The sequence below is a fragment of the Paracoccus halophilus genome (genome assembly GCF_000763905.1).
Classification (GTDB): Bacteria; Pseudomonadota; Alphaproteobacteria; order Rhodobacterales; family Rhodobacteraceae; genus Paracoccus; species Paracoccus halophilus.
The window spans coordinates 68,309-86,971 of sequence record NZ_JRKN01000004.1; the positions used below are offsets into that span (position 1 = coordinate 68,309).

An 18,663-nucleotide genomic window follows, 5' to 3' on the forward strand; every position below is an offset into this window, starting at 1 on the left:
GGAAACAAGATGCGCCCGCGCTCCTGCGTCATGCGTCCGGGGCGACCCGATCATGCGGGTTTTCCCTGCGAATCCCGGTTTTTCCGCGCCCGCGTCCGGTGCCGGATGCACAACCCTACCATTCCGCCGCGCCATGGGTTAAGTGACGCGCAAACGTCACGGGGACGCCGCTATGAAATTCACCCTGTCCTGGCTCAAAGAGCATCTCGACACCGCCGCCACGCTGGACCAGATCGCCGAGGCGCTGACCGATCTCGGCCTTGAGGTCGAAGAGGTCACCGATCCCGCCGCGCGCATCGGCGCCTTTACCCTGGCCCGCGTGCTCGAGGCCGAGCAGCACCCCGATGCCGACCGCTTGCGCGTCTGCAAGGTGCTGACGGATGAGGGCGAAAAGCAGATCGTCTGCGGCGCGCCGAATGCCCGCGCGGGCATTACCGTGGTGCTGGCGAAGCCGGGCGATTACGTCCCGGGCATCGACGTCACGCTGGGCGTCGGCAAGATCCGCGGCGTCGAAAGCCATGGCATGATGGCCTCGGAACGCGAGCTTGAGCTGTCCGACGAACATGACGGCATCATCGAACTTCCCTCGGGCGAGGTGGGCCAGCGTTTCACCGATTGGCTGGCCGCGAACCGGCCCGAGACCATCGACCCGGTGATCCATATCAAGATCACGCCGAACCGCCCCGATGCGCTTGGCGTGCGCGGCATCGCCCGCGATCTGGCGGCGCGTGGGCTGGGCAGGCTGCGCCCCGCGAAAGAGGTGGTGGTGCCGGGGGCCTTCGCCTCGCCGATCGGGGTCTCGATCGCGGATGAGGTTGCGGACAAGGCGCCGTTCTTCGCGGGCCGGGTGATCCGCGGGGTGCGGAACGGCCCTTCGCCGGCATGGCTGCAAAAGCGCCTGACCGCCATCGGGCTGCGCCCCATCAACACGCTGGTCGATATCACCAATTTCTTCACCTATGACCTGAACCGGCCGCTGCATGTCTTTGACGCGGACAAGGTCAGGGGCGACCTGACCGTGCGCGCTTCGGTGCAGGGCGAGGAACTGCTGGCGCTGGACGGCAAGACCTATGGCTTTGCCCCCGGCACGATGATCATCGCCGATGAGGCCGGCCCCGAAAGCATCGCCGGCATCATGGGCGGCGAGTTGTCGGGCTGCACCGGCGACACGGTGAACGTGTTTCTGGAAAGCGCCTATTGGCAGCCCATCGCGATTGCGACGGCGGGCCGCGCGCTGAAGATCAATTCCGACGCCCGTTACCGCTTCGAGCGTGGCGTGGACCCGGAATTCACCCGGCCGGGGCTGGAACTGGCGACGCAGATGATCCTGGACCTGTGCGGCGGCGAGGCATCCGAGGTGGTGACCGCCGGCGCGGTGCCGGACACCAGCCGCAGCTATGCGCTGGACCCGGCGCGCGTGGTCAGCCTGGTCGGCATGGAGATCGCGCCGGCCGATCAGCGCGCCACGCTGACCGCGCTTGGCTTCCGGCTGGAGGGCGATCAGGCACATGTGCCCAGCTGGCGCCCCGATGTGCAGGGCAGCGCCGATCTGGTCGAAGAGGTTGCCCGCATCGCCAGCCTGAGCCGGCTGCAGGGCCAGCCCCTGCCGCGCCCGCGCGCAGGCGTGCCGCAGCCGGTGCTGACCGCGCAGCAATGCCGCGAAGGCGCCGCCCGGCGCATGGCGGCGGGGCTGGGCTATAACGAATGCGTGACCTACAGCTTTATCGACCAGCGCGCGGCCGAGCTGTTCGGCGGCGGCACCGATGCGGTCCGGGTCGAGAACCCGATCAGCAGCGAGATGACCCATATGCGCCCCGACCTGCTGCCCGGCCTGCTGGCAGCGGCGGCGCGCAATCAGGCGCGCGGCTTTGCCGATCTGGCGCTGTTCGAATGCGGCCCGGTCTTTTCGGGTGGCGAGCCGGGCGAGCAGGCGACCTGCCTGACCGGCCTGCTGGTCGGCGCGAGCGCGGCGCGCGATCCCTATGGCTCGCGCCGCAAGGTCGATATCTACGACGCCAAGGCCGATGCCGAGGCGATCCTGCAAGCCGTCGGCGCGCCGGCAAAATCGCAGATCAACCGCAAGCTGGACGGCTGGTGGCATCCGGGCCGGGCGGGCAATATCGCCCTGGGGCCGAACACGCTGGCGACTTTCGGCGAAATCCATCCCCGCATCCTGCGCCATTACGGCATCAAGGGCGCGGCGGTCGGCTTTACCATCCGCATTGCGAATGTGCCGCTGCCCAAGACGCGGACGCCTTCGCGTCCGGCGCTGGTCCTGTCGGATCTGCAGGCGGTCGAGCGTGACTTTGCCTTTGTCGTCGATGCCGGGGTCGAGGCGCTGGCGCTGGTCAATGCCGCCGCCGGCGCCGACAAGGCGCTGATCGAGCGGGTGACGGTCTTCGACCAGTTCACCGGGCTTGAGGATGGCCGGAAATCCATCGCCATCACCGCCCGGCTGCAACCGCGCGAGAAGACCCTGACCGATGCCGAGATCGAGGCGGTCAGCGCCAGGATCGTCGAAAAGGTCGGCAAGGCCACCGGCGGCGTGCTGCGCGCCTGACCCCTCCCGCGGCGCGGCAGATGTCGGGGGACGCTATGGCGCGCCGGTTCTGGTCTCGTTCAGGCAGGGTTTGACCCCCGGATAAAAAACGGGCCGGGCGCAGGGCCGGCCCGCAGGGTCAGAATTCATCCAGATCGCTGGCCAGCACGACATTGCCGTCGTAAAGCGCCTGGACCTCGGTCAGCGCGGTTTCGATCGGCGCGCCGTAATGCAGGATATGGCTCAGGACCAGCACGCCGGGCTGCGCGTCGATGGCGATCCGGGCCAGTTCGCTGGTCAGCGTATGCGAGCTGTGATGATATTCCTGCCAGTCCGGTTCCAGCGCGCCCCAGCCCTCTTCGCTGATCACCTCATGGATCAGCACGTCGACGCCCCTGGCCTTTTCGGTCAGAAGCTCGCTATAGGCGGTGTCGCCGGAAAACACGATGGTCTTGTCGGGGGTGGTGATCTTGTAGCCATAGGCGGGCTTGATATCGCCATGCGGCACGCTGAAGGCCTCGACCGTGACGCCGTTCTGGTCGAAGATCACGCCATCCTGCGCGATCTCGGTCACCGCGACCTGATACATGGTCGGATCGCTGACCGGCTGGTTGCCGCCGGTCCGCAGCGCGATGTCCACCTCCTGCATGGCGTAATAGCCATCGGTCATCGCCTGCAGGCCCTTGGGGCCATAGGCGTTCAGCCGCGCCTCGCGCCGCCACCAGTAGGTTGCCGCCAGTTCCGAATAGTCCAGCGTATGATCGCTGTGCAGATGCGACAGGAAGACCTGCCTGATGGCGGGCGGGTTCAGCTCTGGCGCGTCCATGGTCTTCCAGGCCTGAACGGCGCGCTGCACCGTGCCGTGACCGGCATCGAAGATATAGGCCTCGCCGTCATGGATCACTGCGACCCCGGCGCCGGCGCGCTCGCCATTGGGCACCGGCGTGCCGGAGCCAAGGATGATCACCCGCGTTTCTGCCTGCGCGGATGTCGCGATCAGTCCGGCCAGCAGGGCCGTGAATGCGATTGTCTTCATCGTTTCTCCTCCTCAGGATCGACATCGGATTAGTGGCAGATGAGGCCATGGCCCGTCTACAGCGCCGACACTGAAGGGCGGGATCGGCGGTCACGTCGCCTGCCGGGGCGAACGCTGCGCCCGTCCCGGATCAGCGCCAGCCAAGCGCCGGCGCGACATGTTTCAGGATTGCCTCGATCACATGGGTATTGTAATCGACGCCCAGCTGGTTGGGGACCGTCAGCAGCAGCGTGTCCGCCTCGGCGATGGCCTCGTCGCGGGCCAGTTCATCGACCAGCCGGTCGGGCTCGGCGGCATAGCCCCGGCCAAAGATCGAGCGCGTCTCCTCGATAAAGCCGATCTGATCGCTTTCCTTGCCGCCGCGTCCGAAATACATCCGGTCGCGGTCGTCGATCAGCGCAAAGACCGAACGGCTGACCGAAACCCGCGGCTCGCGCGCATGACCCGCCGCCTGCCATGCCGCGCGATAGGCGCGGATCTGTTCGGCCTGCTGGACGTGGAAGGGCTTGCCGTTCTCGTCATCCTTGAGGGTCGAGCTTTGCAGGTTCAGGCCCAGCCCGGCGGCCCATTGCGCCGTCGCGTTCGATCCCGCCCCCCACCAGATGCGGCCCCGCAGGCCGGGCGAATGCGGCTCCAGCCGCAACGGGCCGGGCGGGTTGGGGAACATCGGCCTGGGATTGGGCCGGGCAAAGCCATGGCCTTCGATCATCCGCAGAAAGACCTCGGCATGGCGACGGGCCATATCGGCGTCGCTTTCGCCCTCGGCAGGCTGATAGCCGAAATGCCGCCAGCCGTCGATCACCTGTTCGGGCGAGCCGCGGCTGATGCCCAGTTGCAGCCGCCCGCGTGCGATCAGATCGGCGGCACCGGCATCCTCGGCCATGTAGAGCGGGTTTTCGTAACGCATGTCGATGACGGCGGTGCCGATCTCGATGCGGCTGGTGCGCGCGCCGATGGCGGCCAGCAGGGGAAAGGGTGAGGCCAGCTGCCGCGCGAAATGATGCACGCGGAAATAGGCGCCGTCCGCGCCCAGTTCCTCGGCCGCGACGGCCAGATCGATGGATTGCAGCAGCGTGTCCTGCGCGCTGCGGGTCTGCGATCCGTGACCATCAGACCAATGGCCGAATGACAGGAAGCCGATTTTCTTCACGGTGTGCCTCCGGAAAAGGTTCGCGGGGAAGGGCGGCCGGGATGCGCCCGTTTCGACATTTACTGAACTTATGCCTTCACATAAGGTCCATCGCAAATCCATGTGGAGCGTCAGCATGCATTTCCACTTGTTCCTGTCTGCCGCAGTTTTCCTACTTCCATTTCAGTTACAGGCTGCCGGCTTCGAGAGGATTACCCTGGCGTCTTCGCCTGCCATCGATATTGGTATCTGGTACCCTTCTTCTTCGCCTGTTCCGGATGCAGCCAACACGCCATTCCGGCAGGCAGTCGCGATGAATGGCACGCCAGAGGGCAGCGGTCTGCCGATGGTTCTGCTGTCGCACGGAAATGGCGGCTGGATGGGCGGGCATGCGGATACAGCGCTGGCGCTGGCTGAAGCGGGTTATGTCGCGGTCGCCCTGACCCATCCCGGTGACAATGGCGAGGATGAAAGCGCATCACCTTCGGAATGGCTGATATCGCGCCCTGCCGACATATCGGAAACCATCGACTACATGCTGTCCGACTGGACATATGCGGATCGTATCGATCCGGGCAGGGTGGGTGTTTTCGGCTTTTCAGCAGGGGCTTATACCGCATTGGTTGTCGCGGGCGCTGTGCCCGGTCTTACCCTGGCCAGACAGCGCTGCTTCGACGTGCCCGATGAATTCACATGTGGCATCGGGATGCTGGATGACGTTGACCCGGCTGAACTCGGGCCACGGCTACGGGATGTCGCAGGCGATGACCGGGTTTCCGCTGTAAGCGCGGCTGCACCGGGACTGGGCTACGGATTCGACAAGACGGCACTGGCCGATGTCAGCGTGCCGGTTCAGATCTGGTCAGGCGCCATTGATGACCGGGTTCCCCATGACACGAATGGCGCAAACATTGCTGCCAATCTACCCAATATGCCCGAGGTTCACGTCGTCGAGAATGCCGGGCATTTTGCCTTCCTCGCCGAATGCGATCCGCGCCTCAGGGAAATAAATCCCGAAATCTGGAATATGGTATGCGTGGATGCCGATGGCTTTGACAGGGCCGCATTCCACCAGCTGTTCAACAAGAAGATTATCGAGTTTTTCGATTCGTCGCTGCCGCGCCCAGACCGGCAGTGAAAGCCCGCTAAGCCCCGCAAAACCCGCCTTGACCGCTCAGCCCGGGCTGCTGCCGAGATGCGGCGTGCTCGCGTCAAAGATCATCAGACCGTCCTCGGGCACCTCGCGGGCGGTCCAGCGCGGATCTTTCAGCGAACGGTCGACATCGCGCAGCCCGTCGCGCCAGTGATCCAGCATCGACAGGCGCGAGAATTCGTAATCCTTGGACCCGCTTTCGTGATCGGCGTGGCGATAGATCAGATGCATCAGGCTGACCGGGCAGGCCGGTCCCGCCGTGATCAGCATCTCAAGATCCGGATCGTTGCGCAATTCATCGGGCAGGCGGTGATGCAGGCGGCGCGCGGCCTGCGACAGGGCATGCCGGGCCCGGAACTCGTCGGTGTTCAGCCGGGTGCGGCTGGAAAACCGGATCTCGCGCTCGCGCTGCTCGACCTGCGACATGTTGTAGGGCAGGCCGTCGCTGGCCTGATACAGGTCGATCTGATAGATGCAGAGCGGCCGCTGGTTCGGCCGCGACAGCACCACCTGCAGCGGCGAGTTCGAGACCAGCCCGCCATCCCAGTAATGCCGGCCATCGATCTCGATCGCGGGAAAGCCCGGCGGCAGCGCACCCGAGGCCATGATGTGATCGACGGTGATGCGTTGCTCATGGCTGTCGAAACAGGTGAAATTGCCGCTTTGCACATCGACCGCGCCGACGGTCAGGCGCGGGCCGCGACTGTTCAGGTAATCCCAGTCCACCAGCCGGTTCAGCGTATCGCGCAACGGCGAGGTGTCGTACCAGCTGGTCTGGCGCATCAGCCCGGGCAGAAAGGAAAACAGATCCGGCATGCGCGGCCGGAAGAAGCCGGTCGCACCAAAGACGGTGCTCATCGCGGCGCGGCTTTCGTTGAAGATCGACCTGATGTGATCGGAAAAAGGCGTTGCTTCAAGCCAGTGGGCGGTCAGCCACGGCGCGCCGGTCACGCTTTCCCAGAAGCTGCGCAGCGCATCGAGACGGTCGCCCGGCGCATTGCCCGCGATCAACGCGGCATTGACCGATCCGATCGATATGCCGGCCAGCCATTCGGGCTCCTGCCCGGAGCCGCTCAGCGCCTCGTAGGCGCCGGCCTGATAGGCGCCAAGCGCGCCGCCGCCCTGCAGGACAAGGATGATCTGCTCGGACTTGTCCGCGCCGTTATGGATGTGTTTTGTCATGAATCCGTCACCATGGGCGACCCTTTCTAGCAGGCCAAACCGGGTAAACCAATGGCGCAGGGGGCAAATTCCGTTGCGTTTTGTGCAAGTCATCTACCTGCCGGGGTCATGGCGGTATTTTTCCGGGTCCCGGCAAGCGTCATTGTCAAGCGCCGCCGAGCGGCTATATTTGTCCCTGACCCAGCCGGAGCACACCGCCGATACGCGCATGATCGACGATATATCAGCAAGCAGCGCGGCCCTGTGCCACCTGCCTGCGCCGGCATTCCCCCACCCTGACCCGAGCCCGCCCGATGTGGATTGAAATCGCGATCGTTCTTGTCCTGATTCTGGTGAACGGGCTTTTGGCCATGTCGGAACTGGCCATCGTCTCGGCCCGTCCGGCGCGGCTCAAGCTGCGGGCCGAGCGCGGCGACCGCGGCGCAAGGATCGCACTGGCGCTGGCCGAGGATCCGGGGCGCTTCCTGTCATCGGTGCAGATCGGGATCACGCTGGTCGGCGTGCTGTCGGGCGCCTTTTCCGGCGCGACGCTGGGCGCGCGGCTGGCGGCGGCGCTGCCCGGCTGGGGGGTGCCGGCGGCGCTGGCGCAGCCTCTGGGCATGGGCGGCGTGGTGGTCGCGATCACCTATCTTTCGCTGATCATGGGCGAGCTGGTGCCCAAGCAGATCGCCCTGCAGGCGCCCGAGCGGATGGCGATGCGTGTCGCGCCGCTGATGCGGACGGTGTCGCGGATCGCCGCGCCGCTGGTCTGGCTGCTCGACAGATCCGGCAAGCTGGTGCTGAGGCTGCTGGGCAGGCCGGGCGAGGGCAGGCAGGGGATCAGCGACGAGGAAATCCGGCTGGTCATCTCCGAGGCGGAAAGCGCCGGCGTCATGCACCGCGCGGAGACCGAGATGATCGCCGGCGTCATGCGCATCGCCGATCGCAGCGCCCGCCAGCTGATGACGCCGCGCCGCGATATCGAGCCGGTGGATGTCGGCGACAGCTGGCAGGTGGTGGCGCGCAAGTTCCGCGACAACCGCCGCACGCGGCTGCCGGTCAGCGACGGCGATCCGGACAATCTGATCGGCGTCGTCGCCAGCATCGACCTGCTGGGGCAGTCGCGGGAAACGGATATGGACCTGCGCGAGGTCATGTATCCCGCGCCGATCATCCCCGAAACCATGAACGCGCCCGAGGTCATCGCCCGGCTGCGCGCGGCGCCGGGGCAGATGGTGCTGGTCTATGACGAATACGGCCATTTCGAGGGGATCGTGACGCCGATGGACGTGCTCGAGGCGATCACCGGCGAATTCGCCGGCATCGACGATGACGAGCCCAAGATCGTCGAGCGCGAGGACGGCTCGCTGCTGGTGGCGGGTTGGATGCCGGCGGATGAATTCGCCGACCGGCTGTCCACCGCGCTGCCCGAGGATCACGATTATTCCACCGTGGCCGGCCTCGTTCTGGACGTGGCGGGGCGGCTGCCGCTGGCCGGCGATCACTTTGCCTGGCAGGGCTGGCGGATCGAGGTGGTGGACATGGACGGGCACCGTATCGACAAGCTGCTGGTGTCGCGCCTGGCGCGTTGATGTCAAGGGGGCGCGACAGGCAAAGGCCCCGCCGTGGCGGGGCCTTGGTTCATTCTGGCGGATGCGGCCGCGATCACATGTCGATGCGCACCGGCAGGACCAGCGTCACCGTCTGCCCCGAGGGATGCGCGGGCACCCGCGCAAGGCGCGAGGCCTGCGTGTTCAGCGCCGAGTCGATCTGCGGATTCCCGGTCGAGCTGGCCAGCCGCGCCCCGGCGATGCCGCCGCTGGGCGTGACCGAAAAGCGGATATTGACCACCGCCGATTCGCCCCGCCCGCCGCGCAGGCCGCGGGTGCGGCGCATGTGCCGGGCGACTGCCGATTGTACCTTGGACTGCCAGCTTGCGATCGCGCGCTTGCTGGGCTGGCCCCGCTGGGCCTGCGGCGCGCCGCTGCGCTCGGCGCGGGGCGCGTCGTTCTGGCTGCGGGCCTGACGCGCGGGCTGCTGTTCCGGCGCCTTTTCGACGCGCTCGCGGCGGCGTTCGCGCCGCGGCTCGGGCTCTTTCTTGCGCGGGACCTCGACGACCTCCTTGCGCTCGGGGCGCTCGCGGGGGCGTTCGGATTTCTGCAGCACGACCGCATCGGGCGGCGGCGGAAACAGCGAATTCATGTCCGGCAGGGGCTCAAGCTCCGGCAGCGGCGGCATGGCGATTTCCGGTTCCGGCTCGGGCTCGGGGTCAGGTTCCGGCTCGGGTTCTGGTTCCGGCTCGGGTTCGGCCTCGGCCATCTCCTCCTGCTCGATTCCCTTTTCGGGGGCGGCGGTGGGCATCGGCGCCAGCTCGACATAGACCGGATCGGGCAGGCCGGGCGGTGCTGATGCCTCGGCCCGGCTGAGCAGCCAGATGGCGCCGCTGACATGGGCGGCGATAACCAGGCTGGCGGCCCCGCCCCACAGCGCCGATTCGCGCAGCATGATGCCCGGCCTGATGCTCATGATCCGTCGCCTGTGGTTGCGGCAGGTGCCGTGGACGCGGCGGCCGGCCCGGCCTGCGCCGATGACGGCGCCGAAGCCGAAACGGAGGGCGGAGCGGTCCCGGCATCGGCGGTCTGGCCTGCCCCGGCTGCGGGGGCAGGGATGGCCGGTGTCGTTTCCAGCCCGACCAGCGCGATCTTCAGATAGCCCGTCTCGCGCAATTCGTTCATCACGCCCATCAGGTCGCCATAGACGACGGCCTTGTCGGCGCGCAGGAAGATACGCTGTTCGCGATCGTCGCCGGTGGCCTGCGCGAGGGCTGCTGCCAGATTGCCCGCCGGGATATCCTCATTGCCAAGCGCCAGCGTCAGATCGGGCTTGACGGTCAGGTAGATCGGCTGATCGGGGCGCTGCGCGGGTGTGGCGTTCGACACCGGCAGGTCGATATTCACATCCACCGTGGCCAGCGGCGCCGCGACCATGAAGATGATCAGCAGCACCAGGATCACATCGATGAAGGGGGTGACGTTGATCTCGTGATTGTCGGGCAGATCGTCGCCGATGGTTTCGCGGATGCCGCCAGCCATGGTCTATACCTCTGCCTGCCGGGGGGCGCCGCGGAAATCGAGATCGCGGCTGACAAGGCGGTTCACCCCGGCGGCGGCATTGGCAAGCTGCAGCCGGTAGCCGGTGATGGCGCGTGCGAAGGCGTTGTAGATCACCACGGCCGGGATCGCCGCGACAAGGCCGATGGCGGTGGCCAGCAGCGCCTCGGCGATGCCGGGGGCGACGACGGCGAGGTTGGTGGTCTGCGCCTCGGAAATGCCGATAAAGCTGTTCATGATGCCCCAGACGGTGCCGAACAGCCCGACAAACGGCGCGGTCGAGCCGATGGTGGCCAGAACGCCCGTGCCGCGACCCATGCGGCGGCCGGCGACCGCCTGGATCCGGTCCAGATGCGAATCGACGCGTTCCTTGACGCCCGCGCCGCCGGCCTCGTCCAGCGCCGGGGCCGAGCGTTCGTATTCCCCGGCGGCGGCGCGCACCATGCGCGAGACGGGATCGCCGCGGCGGCCGCTGGCGCTGACGGCGGCAGAGAGGTTGCCGGCGCGTTCGAGGCGGCGGATGCCCGACCGCGCGCGGCGCGAGGCTTCGAGCAGTTCCAGCACCTTCACCACCAGCACGGTCCAGGTGATGACCGAGGCGATGGCCAGGCCGATCATCACCGCCTTGACCACCCAGTCGGCGGCCAGGAACATGCCCCATGGCGACAGGTCATGCGGCAGGTTCGGATCGCGCGGTTGCATCATCGGCGCGATGGCGTCCTGCATCGCGTCCTGCATGGATTGCGGCAGCAGGCTGGCGCCGGGGATCTCGACGGGTTCCGGTGCCGGCGCCGGTTCGGGCGCTGCCGCAGGGGCTTGCGGCGCGGCCGGGACCGTCGCCGGAGCCTCGGTCGCGGTGTCGGCGGCGGTTGCGGTGCCTGTGCCGGCCTCGGTCGCGGCTTCGGCCGGGGTGGCGGGTGCGGCCTCCGGCGCGGCCGGGGCAGGGTCAGCAGCAGGGGCCGGATCGGCCGGCACGGTGCTGGTCACGGCCGGCGCTTCGGTTGCAGCGGGCGCTTCGGTTGCAGCGGGCGTTTCGGTTGTCGCGGGCGCGGAGGCCGGCGCGTCGGTTGCGGATGCGGCAGGGGGCTGCCCGCCCTCGGCGGCCTCTTGCGCGTTGGCAGGGCTGGCAAGCATCAGGCAGGCAAGCGAGGCAGCGATTCCCCCGCGTATCCGCGGCAGCGACAGTTGGCTCATGGTATTCCTTGTGCTTGCAGTCTTGTTGCAGTGCGGCTTGCTGGGTCGCGGCATGACAATACCTGCCATGACCTCTGGCTGCGCGTTTGCGCCCTCCTATCTAGCGTCAGGGTAAAATTGTCAACTATTTGGCGATGCGGATTCGCGTCTATCCAGGCCGATCACTTCCTGGGGATGATTCATAATATTCTAAAGCAATCAGGGGTGGTAAATTTGCCCAGCCGCGATCTGATCCGCCGCCCGTTCCAGCGCACCGGTTCCATGCGGGATCTTCAGCGCGGCCATTCCGGCCTGCATGACCGCCAACGTCCCCAGCACTTGCGGCGCATTGGCATAGCCCATATGCGCGATGCGCAGGGCATTGTCGGGATCATCCGCCCCCAGACCGATTCCCAGCGTCACCCCTGCATTCCGCGCTGCCCATTCGCGCAGGGCGGTGGCGCCGGGCAGGCTGGCCGCGGTGACCGAGCGTGCCCTCTGGCCCCTATCCGCGACCATCGCGGCAATGCCCGTGCCCTGTGCGCCCCATGCCTCAATCGCGGCCCATGTGGCCCGCGCGAGCCCCTCGTGCCGCGTCCAGGCGGCGGGCAGGGTTTCCTCGTCCAGCAGCATGCGCAGCGCCTCGTTCAGGCCGAAGATATGCTGCACTGGCGGGGTGCCGCCCCAGAACTGCCAGAGCGCCTCGGCCGAGAGGCGCGGGGTCCAGTCCCAATAGGGCGTCGCCAGATCCGTGCGGGGTCGCGCCCGCGCCCGTTCGGAGACCCAGACCAGCGCCACGCCCGGCGGCGTCATCAGACCCTTCTGGCTGGCCGAGACCAGCACGTCGATGCCCCATTCGTCCATATGCAGCGGCTCGCATCCCAATGAGGCGATGGCATCGACGGCAAGCAGCGCCGGGTGGTCGCCCATCGCCGGGCGCAGCGCCGCGATATCGGCGCGGACCGAACTGGCCGTGTCGATCTGGCAGACCAGAACCGCGCGGATACGGGCTTCGCGGTCCTGCGCCAGCCGTTCGGCCAGGCGCTGCGGATCGGGGGCGGCAGGGCCGAAATCCATCTCTTCGACATCGACGCCCAGGGCGCGGGCCGAGGCCGCCCAGCCCCGGCCGAAATGGCCCGAGCACAGCACCAGCGCCCGATCGCCGCGATCGAACATGTTGCAGTTCGCGGCCTCCCACCCGGCATGGCCGTTGCCGATATAGCTGGCCACCTGCCCCGAACTGCCGGCAAGGCGCCGCAAGCGCCGCATCAGGTCAAGGTTTTCCTGCGCCATTTCCGCGCCATAGATATCGGGCGAGGCGCGATGCATGGCCCGCAGCACCCGGTCGGGCACGGGCGAGGGGCCGGGAATGGCCAGAATGGGGTGGCCCTGGGCAAAGCTCATCTGGAAATCCTCTGGACGATCCGCAACTGGTAGGACGGCGCGCGGCCCGGGTCAACGCGGCGCGGAACGCGCGGCTTGCCCCCGGGCGGCTTGCGCCTTATCCCTTTCGGTCAAACGGAATTTCCGGGGGTGCGATGGCGGACCGACTGCAGAAAACGGCCAATCTGTTCGCCCGCATGTGGCGCGATTACCTGCACCCCTATTGGGCACGCATCGCGCTGGCCCTGGTGTTCCTGATCCTCGAAGGCTCGACGCTGGGTCTGCTCAGCTGGATGCTGAAGCCGCTGTTCGACCGGGTCTTCGTCGGCGGCAATACCGATGCGATCTGGTGGGTCGGAGGCGTCATATTTACGCTGTTCCTGATCCGGGCCATGACCTTTGTCATCAACCGCAGCCTGATGACCTCGGTCTCGCTGGCGGTCTCGACCACGATGCAGCGCGACATGCTGCGCCATATCATGGCGCTTGACGGCGACTTCTTCCAGAAGAACCCGCCCGGCGCCCTGATCGAGCGCGTGCAGGGCGACACCATCGCCGTGCAGGGCGTCTGGTCCACCTTCATCTCGGGGGCGGGGCGGGATGTGATCTCGCTGCTGTCGCTGTTCGGGGTGGCCATCGCGGTCGATCCGATGTGGACGCTGGCCGCGATGGTCGGCGCGCCGCTGCTGATCCTGCCGACCCTGCTGGTGCAGCGCTATATCCGGCGCAAGATGCGGCAGAACCGCGTGAATGCCAGTCAGCGCGCCACCCGGCTGGATGAGGTGCTGCACGGCATCAATGCCGTCAAGCTGAACCGGATGGAGGATTACCAGACCGACCGTTTCGCCCGCATCGTGGACAGCATCCGGCGCGGCCAGATCAAGATGTCGGCGATTGGCGCGACGGTGCCGGCGCTGGTCGATATCGTCACCGGGCTGGGCTTTCTGGGCGTGCTGGCGCTTGGCGGCGCCGAGGTGACGCGGGGCGAGCGCACGGTGGGCGATTTCATGTCCTTTTTCACCGCCATGGCGCTGGCCTTTCAGCCGCTGCGTCGTCTGGGCAGTCTGGCGGGCACCTGGCAGGTCGCCGCCGCAAGCCTTGAGCGGATCTATGACGTGCTGGACCTGCGGCCCGCGATCACCTCGGGGCCGCGCCGCGAGCCGCCGCCCGATACCGCGATCCGGCTGGAGGATGTGCGCATGTCCTATGACGGCCATCCGGTGCTGAACGGGCTCAGCTTCACCGCCGAGGCGGGGCATACCACGGCGCTGGTCGGGCCTTCGGGGGCGGGAAAATCCACGGTATTCAACCTGCTGACGCGGATGGTTGATCCGGATTCTGGGCAGATCACGCTGGGCGGCGTGCCCTTGCGCGAATTCGATCTGGGGGTGCTGCGCGACCAGTTCTCGACCGTCAGTCAGGATGCGGCGCTGTTCGACGAAACCCTGCGCGAGAATATCCTGCTGGGCCACCCGCAGGACGACGCCGCCCTGCGCCGCGCGGTCGAGGCCGCCCATGTCGCGGAATTCGCCGATGCCCTGCCGCAGGGGCTGGACACAAGCGCCGGGCCGCGCGGCTCGGCCCTGTCGGGCGGGCAGCGCCAGCGCGTGGCGATTGCCCGCGCAGTCCTGCGCAACGCCCCGATCCTGCTGCTGGACGAGGCGACGAGTGCGCTGGACGCGCAAAGCGAGCGGCTGGTGCAACAGGCGCTGGACGGTCTGTCGGTCGGGCGCACGACGCTGGTCATCGCGCATCGCCTGTCCACCGTGCGGCAGGCCGACAAGATCGTGGTGATCGACGCCGGCCGGGTTGTCGAAGAGGGCAATCATGACCAGTTGATAGCGCAGGACGGCGCCTATGCCGCGCTGGTCCGCCTGCAATTCGGAGAGACGTGATGCGCGAGCTTGTGCATGTCACCGGCCCGGACCGGGTCGCCTTTCTTCAGGGGCTGGTCACCAATCAGGTGGGCGATGCCCCGGTCTGGGCGGCGCTGCTGACGCCGCAGGGCAAGTATCTGGCCGATTTCCTGATCGTGCCCCGCGACCAGGAGCTGCTGATCGACGTGGATGCAAGGCTGGCGCCCGATCTGCTGAAGCGGCTGACCATGTACAAGCTGCGTTCGCAGGTTGCGCTCGCGCGCAGCGATCTGGGCGTGGCGCGCGGCACCGGCCCGGCGCCCGAGGGCGCGATTGCCGATCCCCGGCATCCGGCGATGGGCTGGCGGCTTTACGGCGCGCCGGGCGATCTGCCGGCCGATGACGGCAGCGATTTCGATGCGATCCGGGTCGCGCATTGCATCCCCGAAAGCCTGATCGAGCTGATCCCGAACGAGACATTCATCCTCGAGGCCGGGTTCGAGCGCCTGCACGGCGTCGATTTCCGCAAGGGCTGCTATGTCGGGCAAGAGGTCACCGCCCGCATGAAGCACAAGACCCAGCTGAAAAAGGGCCTTGTCAGCGTCGGGATCGAGGGCGCGGCTCCTGTCGGCACGCCGATCCTGCTGCCCGACGGGCGCGAGGCCGGCACGCTGTTCACCCAATCGGGCGGCCGCGCCATTGCCCATATGCGGTTTGACCGCATGGTGGACGGGCTGGTGGCGGGGGATGCCCGCATCCGGGTGTGACCGGCAAGGAACGCATCCGCCGCATCGTCCATGTCGATATGGACGCCTTTTACGCATCCGTCGAACAGCGCGACAATCCCGATCTGCGCGGGCGTCCGGTGGCCGTGGGCGGCATCCGGCGTGGCGTGGTGGCCGCCGCCAGCTACGAGGCGCGGCGCTTTGGCGTGCGCTCGGCCATGCCCTCGGCCCGGGCGCTGCGGCAATGCCCGGCACTGGTCTTCGTCAAGCCGCGATTCGAGGTCTATCGCGCCATCAGCCAGCAGATCCGCGCGATATTTGCCGAATATACCCCGCTGATCGAGCCGCTGTCCCTGGACGAGGCCTATCTGGACCTGACCGATTACCTTGCCGGCCGCACCGCCACCCGCATCGCGCAGGAGATCCGCGCCCGTATCCGGCAGGCGACCGGGCTGACCGCCTCGGCCGGGGTCAGCTATAACAAGTTCCTGGCGAAACTGGCCTCGGACCAGCGCAAGCCGGATGGGCTGTTCGTGATCCCGCCCGAGGCGGGGCCGGAATTCGTAGCCTCCCTGCCCATCGGCCGCTTTCATGGCGTCGGCCCGGCGACGGCGGCGCGGATGCAGGCGCATGGCATCCAGACCGGCGCCGATCTGGCCCGGCAAAGCCTCGATTTCCTGACCGCGCATTTCGGCAAATCCGGCAGCTATTACTGGAATATCGCCCGCGGCATCGACACGCGCGAGGTCACGCCCGACCGCATCCGCAAGTCGATCGGGGCCGAGAATACCTATTTTCAGGATATCCGCGATCTGGGGCAGGCGCTGGCGGAACTGGTGCCGCTGGCCGACAAGGTCTGGCACCATGCCAGCCATGCCGGGCGCAGCGGGCGGACCGTCACGCTCAAGGTGAAATATGGCGATTTCCGCCAGATCACCCGGGCCCGCTCGCTGAGCCGGCCGGTGGAAAGTCGGGACGAGATGCTGGCGATTGCCTCGGACCTGCTGGCCCCGGTTTTCGCCGATCCCCACGGGGTGCGGCTTTTGGGCATCACCATGTCTGGGCTGGATGCGGCGGCGGGAGAGGACGCGCCCCCCCGCCAGCTTGGTCTGTTCGACGACCCCTAGGGATCAGGCGTAAAGGTTGATCACGCCAACCTTTTCGTGGATGCCGTTCACGGTCGCCTTGTCGAGGCCCAGATTCTGCGCCAGTTCGTGCAGGTATTCGGCCTCCTTGCGGTTGTCGAACTCGATCGCCATCAAGGACATCAGATAGATCTGCGGGCCGAAGCCTTCGGGCACCTCGCGCGCCAGCGCGGCGGCATCGACGGGGGCGGCCATCTGTTCGCGGATAAAGGCGCGTTCCTCGTCGTCCAGATCGCCGAATTCGGACATCAGGCGGGCCTTTTCCTGCTCGTCGATCTCACCATCCGCCTTGGCGGCCTGGATCATCGCGCGGAGCATCAGCCCGGCCATCGCGTTCTGTTCCGGCGTCGGCGCGACCTCGGGCTCATCCCCCCGGGAGATGGCGTCGTTGAACAGCTCGCCGAAGCTTGCGTCGTTCCGCGGCTGCGAGCCGCGATGCGCGAGCCCGCCGCCCGACTGGCCGGCGGCGCCGCCAAGCAGGCCACCCAGCATCCCGCCCAGCCCGCCGGCGGCCGCGCCGCCCGAGAACTGGTCAAGAATGCCGCCAAGCCCGCCCTGCGCGCCGGCCTGGCGCGGCGAATTGGCGCCGCCATAGCGCGCCCCGGCGCCCGCGCCGCCGCCAAGAACCTGCCCCAGCATGTCGCCCAGGCCCCCCGAGCCGGTGCGGCGGTCGCCGCCCATGCCTGTATTGCTGCCCAGCAGATCGTCGAGCAAGCCGCCCGAGGACTGGCGTTGGCCGCCCTGACCCTGACGGTTCTGGGCATTTTTCATCATTGTCCCGATGCCTTTCGCCAGCATGACGCCGGCGGCAACCTTGGCGAGGGATTTCATCAGACTCATCACTATCCTCCGGATAGGGTTGGCGGCGCCCATGGGCAGCCTTGTGACGGAAATCAAACGCCTTTCGGCCGGATCGGTTCCCCGCCCGCGACAGGCGATGCAAGCAGGCCGGACACCCTTGATTTTTCCACGGCGCAGCTATAAGTCGCGGCGGATGTTACTCGGGGGCCCATGCGCGGGCTGGCCCCCTTCGATAGGAGGCCAAGGATGGCAAAGGCAAAGTTTGAACGGACGAAACCGCACGTCAACATCGGGACCATTGGTCACGTCGATCACGGCAAGACGACTCTGACGGCTGCGATCACGAAATATTTCGGCGATTTCAAGGCCTACGACCAGATCGACGGCGCGCCCGAGGAAAAGGCCCGCGGCATCACCATCTCGACCGCGCATGTGGAATACGAATCCGACTCGCGCCACTATGCGCATGTCGACTGCCCCGGCCACGCCGACTACGTCAAGAACATGATCACCGGCGCGGCGCAGATGGACGGCGCGATCCTGGTGGTGAACGCGGCCGACGGCCCGATGCCGCAGACCCGCGAGCACATCCTTCTGGGCCGCCAGGTCGGCATCCCCTTCATGGTCGTCTACCTGAACAAGGTCGACCAGGTCGATGACGAGGAACTCTTGGAACTGGTCGAGATGGAAGTGCGCGAGCTTCTGTCCAGCTACGACTATCCCGGCGACGACATTCCGATCGTCAAGGGCTCGGCGCTGGCCGCGCTGGAAGGCCGCGATGCGGAAATCGGCGAGAACTCGATCCGCGCCCTGATCGCGGCGGTGGACGAATACATCCCGACGCCCGAGCGCGCCGTGGACCAGCCCTTCCTGATGCCGATCGAGGACGTGTTCTCGATCTCGGGCCGCGGCACGGTTGTGACCGGCCGGGTCGAGCGTGGCGCGGTGAACGTGGGCGACGAGCTTGAAATCGTCGGCATCCGCGACACCAAGAAGACCACCTGCACCGGGGTCGAGATGTTCCGCAAGCTCTTGGATCGCGGCGAGGCGGGCGACAATATCGGCGCGCTCTTGCGCGGCATCGAGCGTGACGGCGTGGAGCGCGGTCAGGTCCTGTGCAAGCCGGGTTCGGTCAAGCCGCACACGAAGTTCGAGGCCGAGGCCTATATCCTGACCAAGGAAGAGGGCGGCCGCCACACGCCGTTCTTCGCGAACTACCGCCCGCAGTTCTACTTCCGCACGACGGACGTGACCGGCACGGTGAAGCTGCCCGAGGGCACCGAGATGGTGATGCCCGGCGACAACCTGAAATTCGAGGTCGAGCTGATCGCGCCGATCGCGATGGAAGAAAAGCTGCGCTTCGCGATCCGCGAAGGCGGCCGCACGGTCGGCGCCGGCGTGGTGGCGAAGATCATCGCGTGATCGCGCCTGCGGCCGGGGCTGCGGCCCCGC

15 protein-coding genes are annotated in these 18,663 nt (G+C 67.2%); 7 read left to right on the forward strand and 8 right to left on the reverse strand.

Going from position 1 to position 18,663, the window contains the following annotated elements:
* The first annotated feature begins 172 nt into the window (after window positions 1-172).
* Window positions 173-2,560 (forward strand): phenylalanine--tRNA ligase subunit beta, encoded by a 2,388-nt coding sequence (gene pheT / locus IT41_RS04000; RefSeq protein ID WP_036738907.1) that lies wholly within the window; start codon window positions 173-175, stop codon window positions 2,558-2,560.
* A gap of 118 nt (window positions 2,561-2,678) precedes the next feature.
* Here the strand turns inward: pheT and IT41_RS04005 are convergent, their stop codons facing one another.
* Window positions 2,679-3,575, reverse strand: a complete 897-nt coding sequence (locus IT41_RS04005) for an MBL fold metallo-hydrolase (RefSeq protein WP_036738908.1) — start codon at window positions 3,573-3,575, stop codon at window positions 2,679-2,681.
* Between the two features lie 130 nt (window positions 3,576-3,705).
* Window positions 3,706-4,725: an LLM class flavin-dependent oxidoreductase gene (locus tag IT41_RS04010; protein ID WP_036738909.1), complete on the reverse strand. Its 1,020-nt coding sequence runs from the start codon at window positions 4,723-4,725 to the stop codon at window positions 3,706-3,708.
* A 115-nt stretch (window positions 4,726-4,840) separates the two neighbouring features.
* Between IT41_RS04010 and IT41_RS04015 the strand changes: the two genes are divergently transcribed.
* Window positions 4,841-5,842, forward strand: a complete 1,002-nt coding sequence (locus tag IT41_RS04015) for an alpha/beta hydrolase family protein (RefSeq protein ID WP_036738910.1) — start codon at window positions 4,841-4,843, stop codon at window positions 5,840-5,842.
* A 36-nt stretch (window positions 5,843-5,878) separates the two neighbouring features.
* Here IT41_RS04015 and IT41_RS04020 read toward each other — a convergent pair whose 3' ends face one another.
* A complete protein-coding gene (locus IT41_RS04020; RefSeq protein WP_036738911.1) occupies window positions 5,879-7,039 on the reverse strand; it encodes a DUF3734 domain-containing protein in 1,161 nt (386 codons plus the stop codon).
* A 293-nt stretch (window positions 7,040-7,332) separates the two neighbouring features.
* On the opposite strand from IT41_RS04020, the gene IT41_RS04025 reads away from it, so the two are divergent.
* Window positions 7,333-8,610 (forward strand): hemolysin family protein, encoded by a 1,278-nt coding sequence (locus IT41_RS04025; protein WP_036738912.1) that lies wholly within the window; start codon window positions 7,333-7,335, stop codon window positions 8,608-8,610.
* A gap of 73 nt (window positions 8,611-8,683) precedes the next feature.
* Here IT41_RS04025 and IT41_RS04030 read toward each other — a convergent pair whose 3' ends face one another.
* The 4 genes from IT41_RS04030 to IT41_RS04045 form a co-directional block, all read right to left on the reverse strand.
* Complete coding sequence (locus IT41_RS04030; protein WP_036738913.1) at window positions 8,684-9,544, reverse strand: energy transducer TonB family protein; 861 nt, start codon at window positions 9,542-9,544, stop codon at window positions 8,684-8,686.
* Window positions 9,541-10,110, reverse strand: coding sequence for a TonB system transport protein ExbD (exbD, locus tag IT41_RS04035; RefSeq protein WP_036738914.1), 570 nt, complete (start codon window positions 10,108-10,110; stop codon window positions 9,541-9,543). The genes IT41_RS04030 and exbD overlap by 4 nt, the downstream gene beginning before the upstream one ends.
* A gap of 3 nt (window positions 10,111-10,113) precedes the next feature.
* Window positions 10,114-11,322 carry a tonB-system energizer ExbB gene (gene exbB, locus IT41_RS04040; RefSeq protein WP_036738915.1) on the reverse strand — a complete coding sequence of 403 codons (1,209 nt, stop codon included), beginning with the start codon at window positions 11,320-11,322 and terminating at the stop codon, window positions 10,114-10,116.
* A 198-nt stretch (window positions 11,323-11,520) separates the two neighbouring features.
* Window positions 11,521-12,705, reverse strand: coding sequence for a pyridoxal-phosphate-dependent aminotransferase family protein (locus IT41_RS04045; protein ID WP_036738916.1), 1,185 nt, complete (start codon window positions 12,703-12,705; stop codon window positions 11,521-11,523).
* Window positions 12,706-12,839: 134 nt separating this feature from the next.
* Between IT41_RS04045 and IT41_RS04050 the strand changes: the two genes are divergently transcribed.
* Genes IT41_RS04050 through dinB form a run of 3 tightly spaced genes read left to right on the forward strand, consistent with a single transcriptional unit; the run spans window position 12,840 to window position 16,392 of the window.
* A complete protein-coding gene (locus tag IT41_RS04050) occupies window positions 12,840-14,579 on the forward strand; it encodes an ABC transporter ATP-binding protein (protein ID WP_036738917.1) in 1,740 nt (579 codons plus the stop codon).
* Window positions 14,579-15,307: a CAF17-like 4Fe-4S cluster assembly/insertion protein YgfZ gene (ygfZ, locus tag IT41_RS04055; protein WP_036738918.1), complete on the forward strand. Its 729-nt coding sequence runs from the start codon at window positions 14,579-14,581 to the stop codon at window positions 15,305-15,307. The genes IT41_RS04050 and ygfZ overlap by 1 nt, the downstream gene beginning before the upstream one ends.
* Window positions 15,304-16,392 carry a DNA polymerase IV gene (dinB, locus tag IT41_RS04060; RefSeq protein ID WP_036738919.1) on the forward strand — a complete coding sequence of 363 codons (1,089 nt, stop codon included), beginning with the start codon at window positions 15,304-15,306 and terminating at the stop codon, window positions 16,390-16,392. The genes ygfZ and dinB overlap by 4 nt, the downstream gene beginning before the upstream one ends.
* Before the next feature lie 3 nt (window positions 16,393-16,395).
* Here the strand turns inward: dinB and IT41_RS04065 are convergent, their stop codons facing one another.
* A complete protein-coding gene (locus IT41_RS04065; RefSeq protein WP_036738920.1) occupies window positions 16,396-17,250 on the reverse strand; it encodes a DUF533 domain-containing protein in 855 nt (284 codons plus the stop codon).
* Between the two features lie 207 nt (window positions 17,251-17,457).
* Between IT41_RS04065 and tuf the strand changes: the two genes are divergently transcribed.
* Window positions 17,458-18,633, forward strand: a complete 1,176-nt coding sequence (gene tuf / locus IT41_RS04070; RefSeq protein WP_036738921.1) for an elongation factor Tu — start codon at window positions 17,458-17,460, stop codon at window positions 18,631-18,633.
* The last annotated feature ends 30 nt before the right edge of the window (window positions 18,634-18,663 follow it).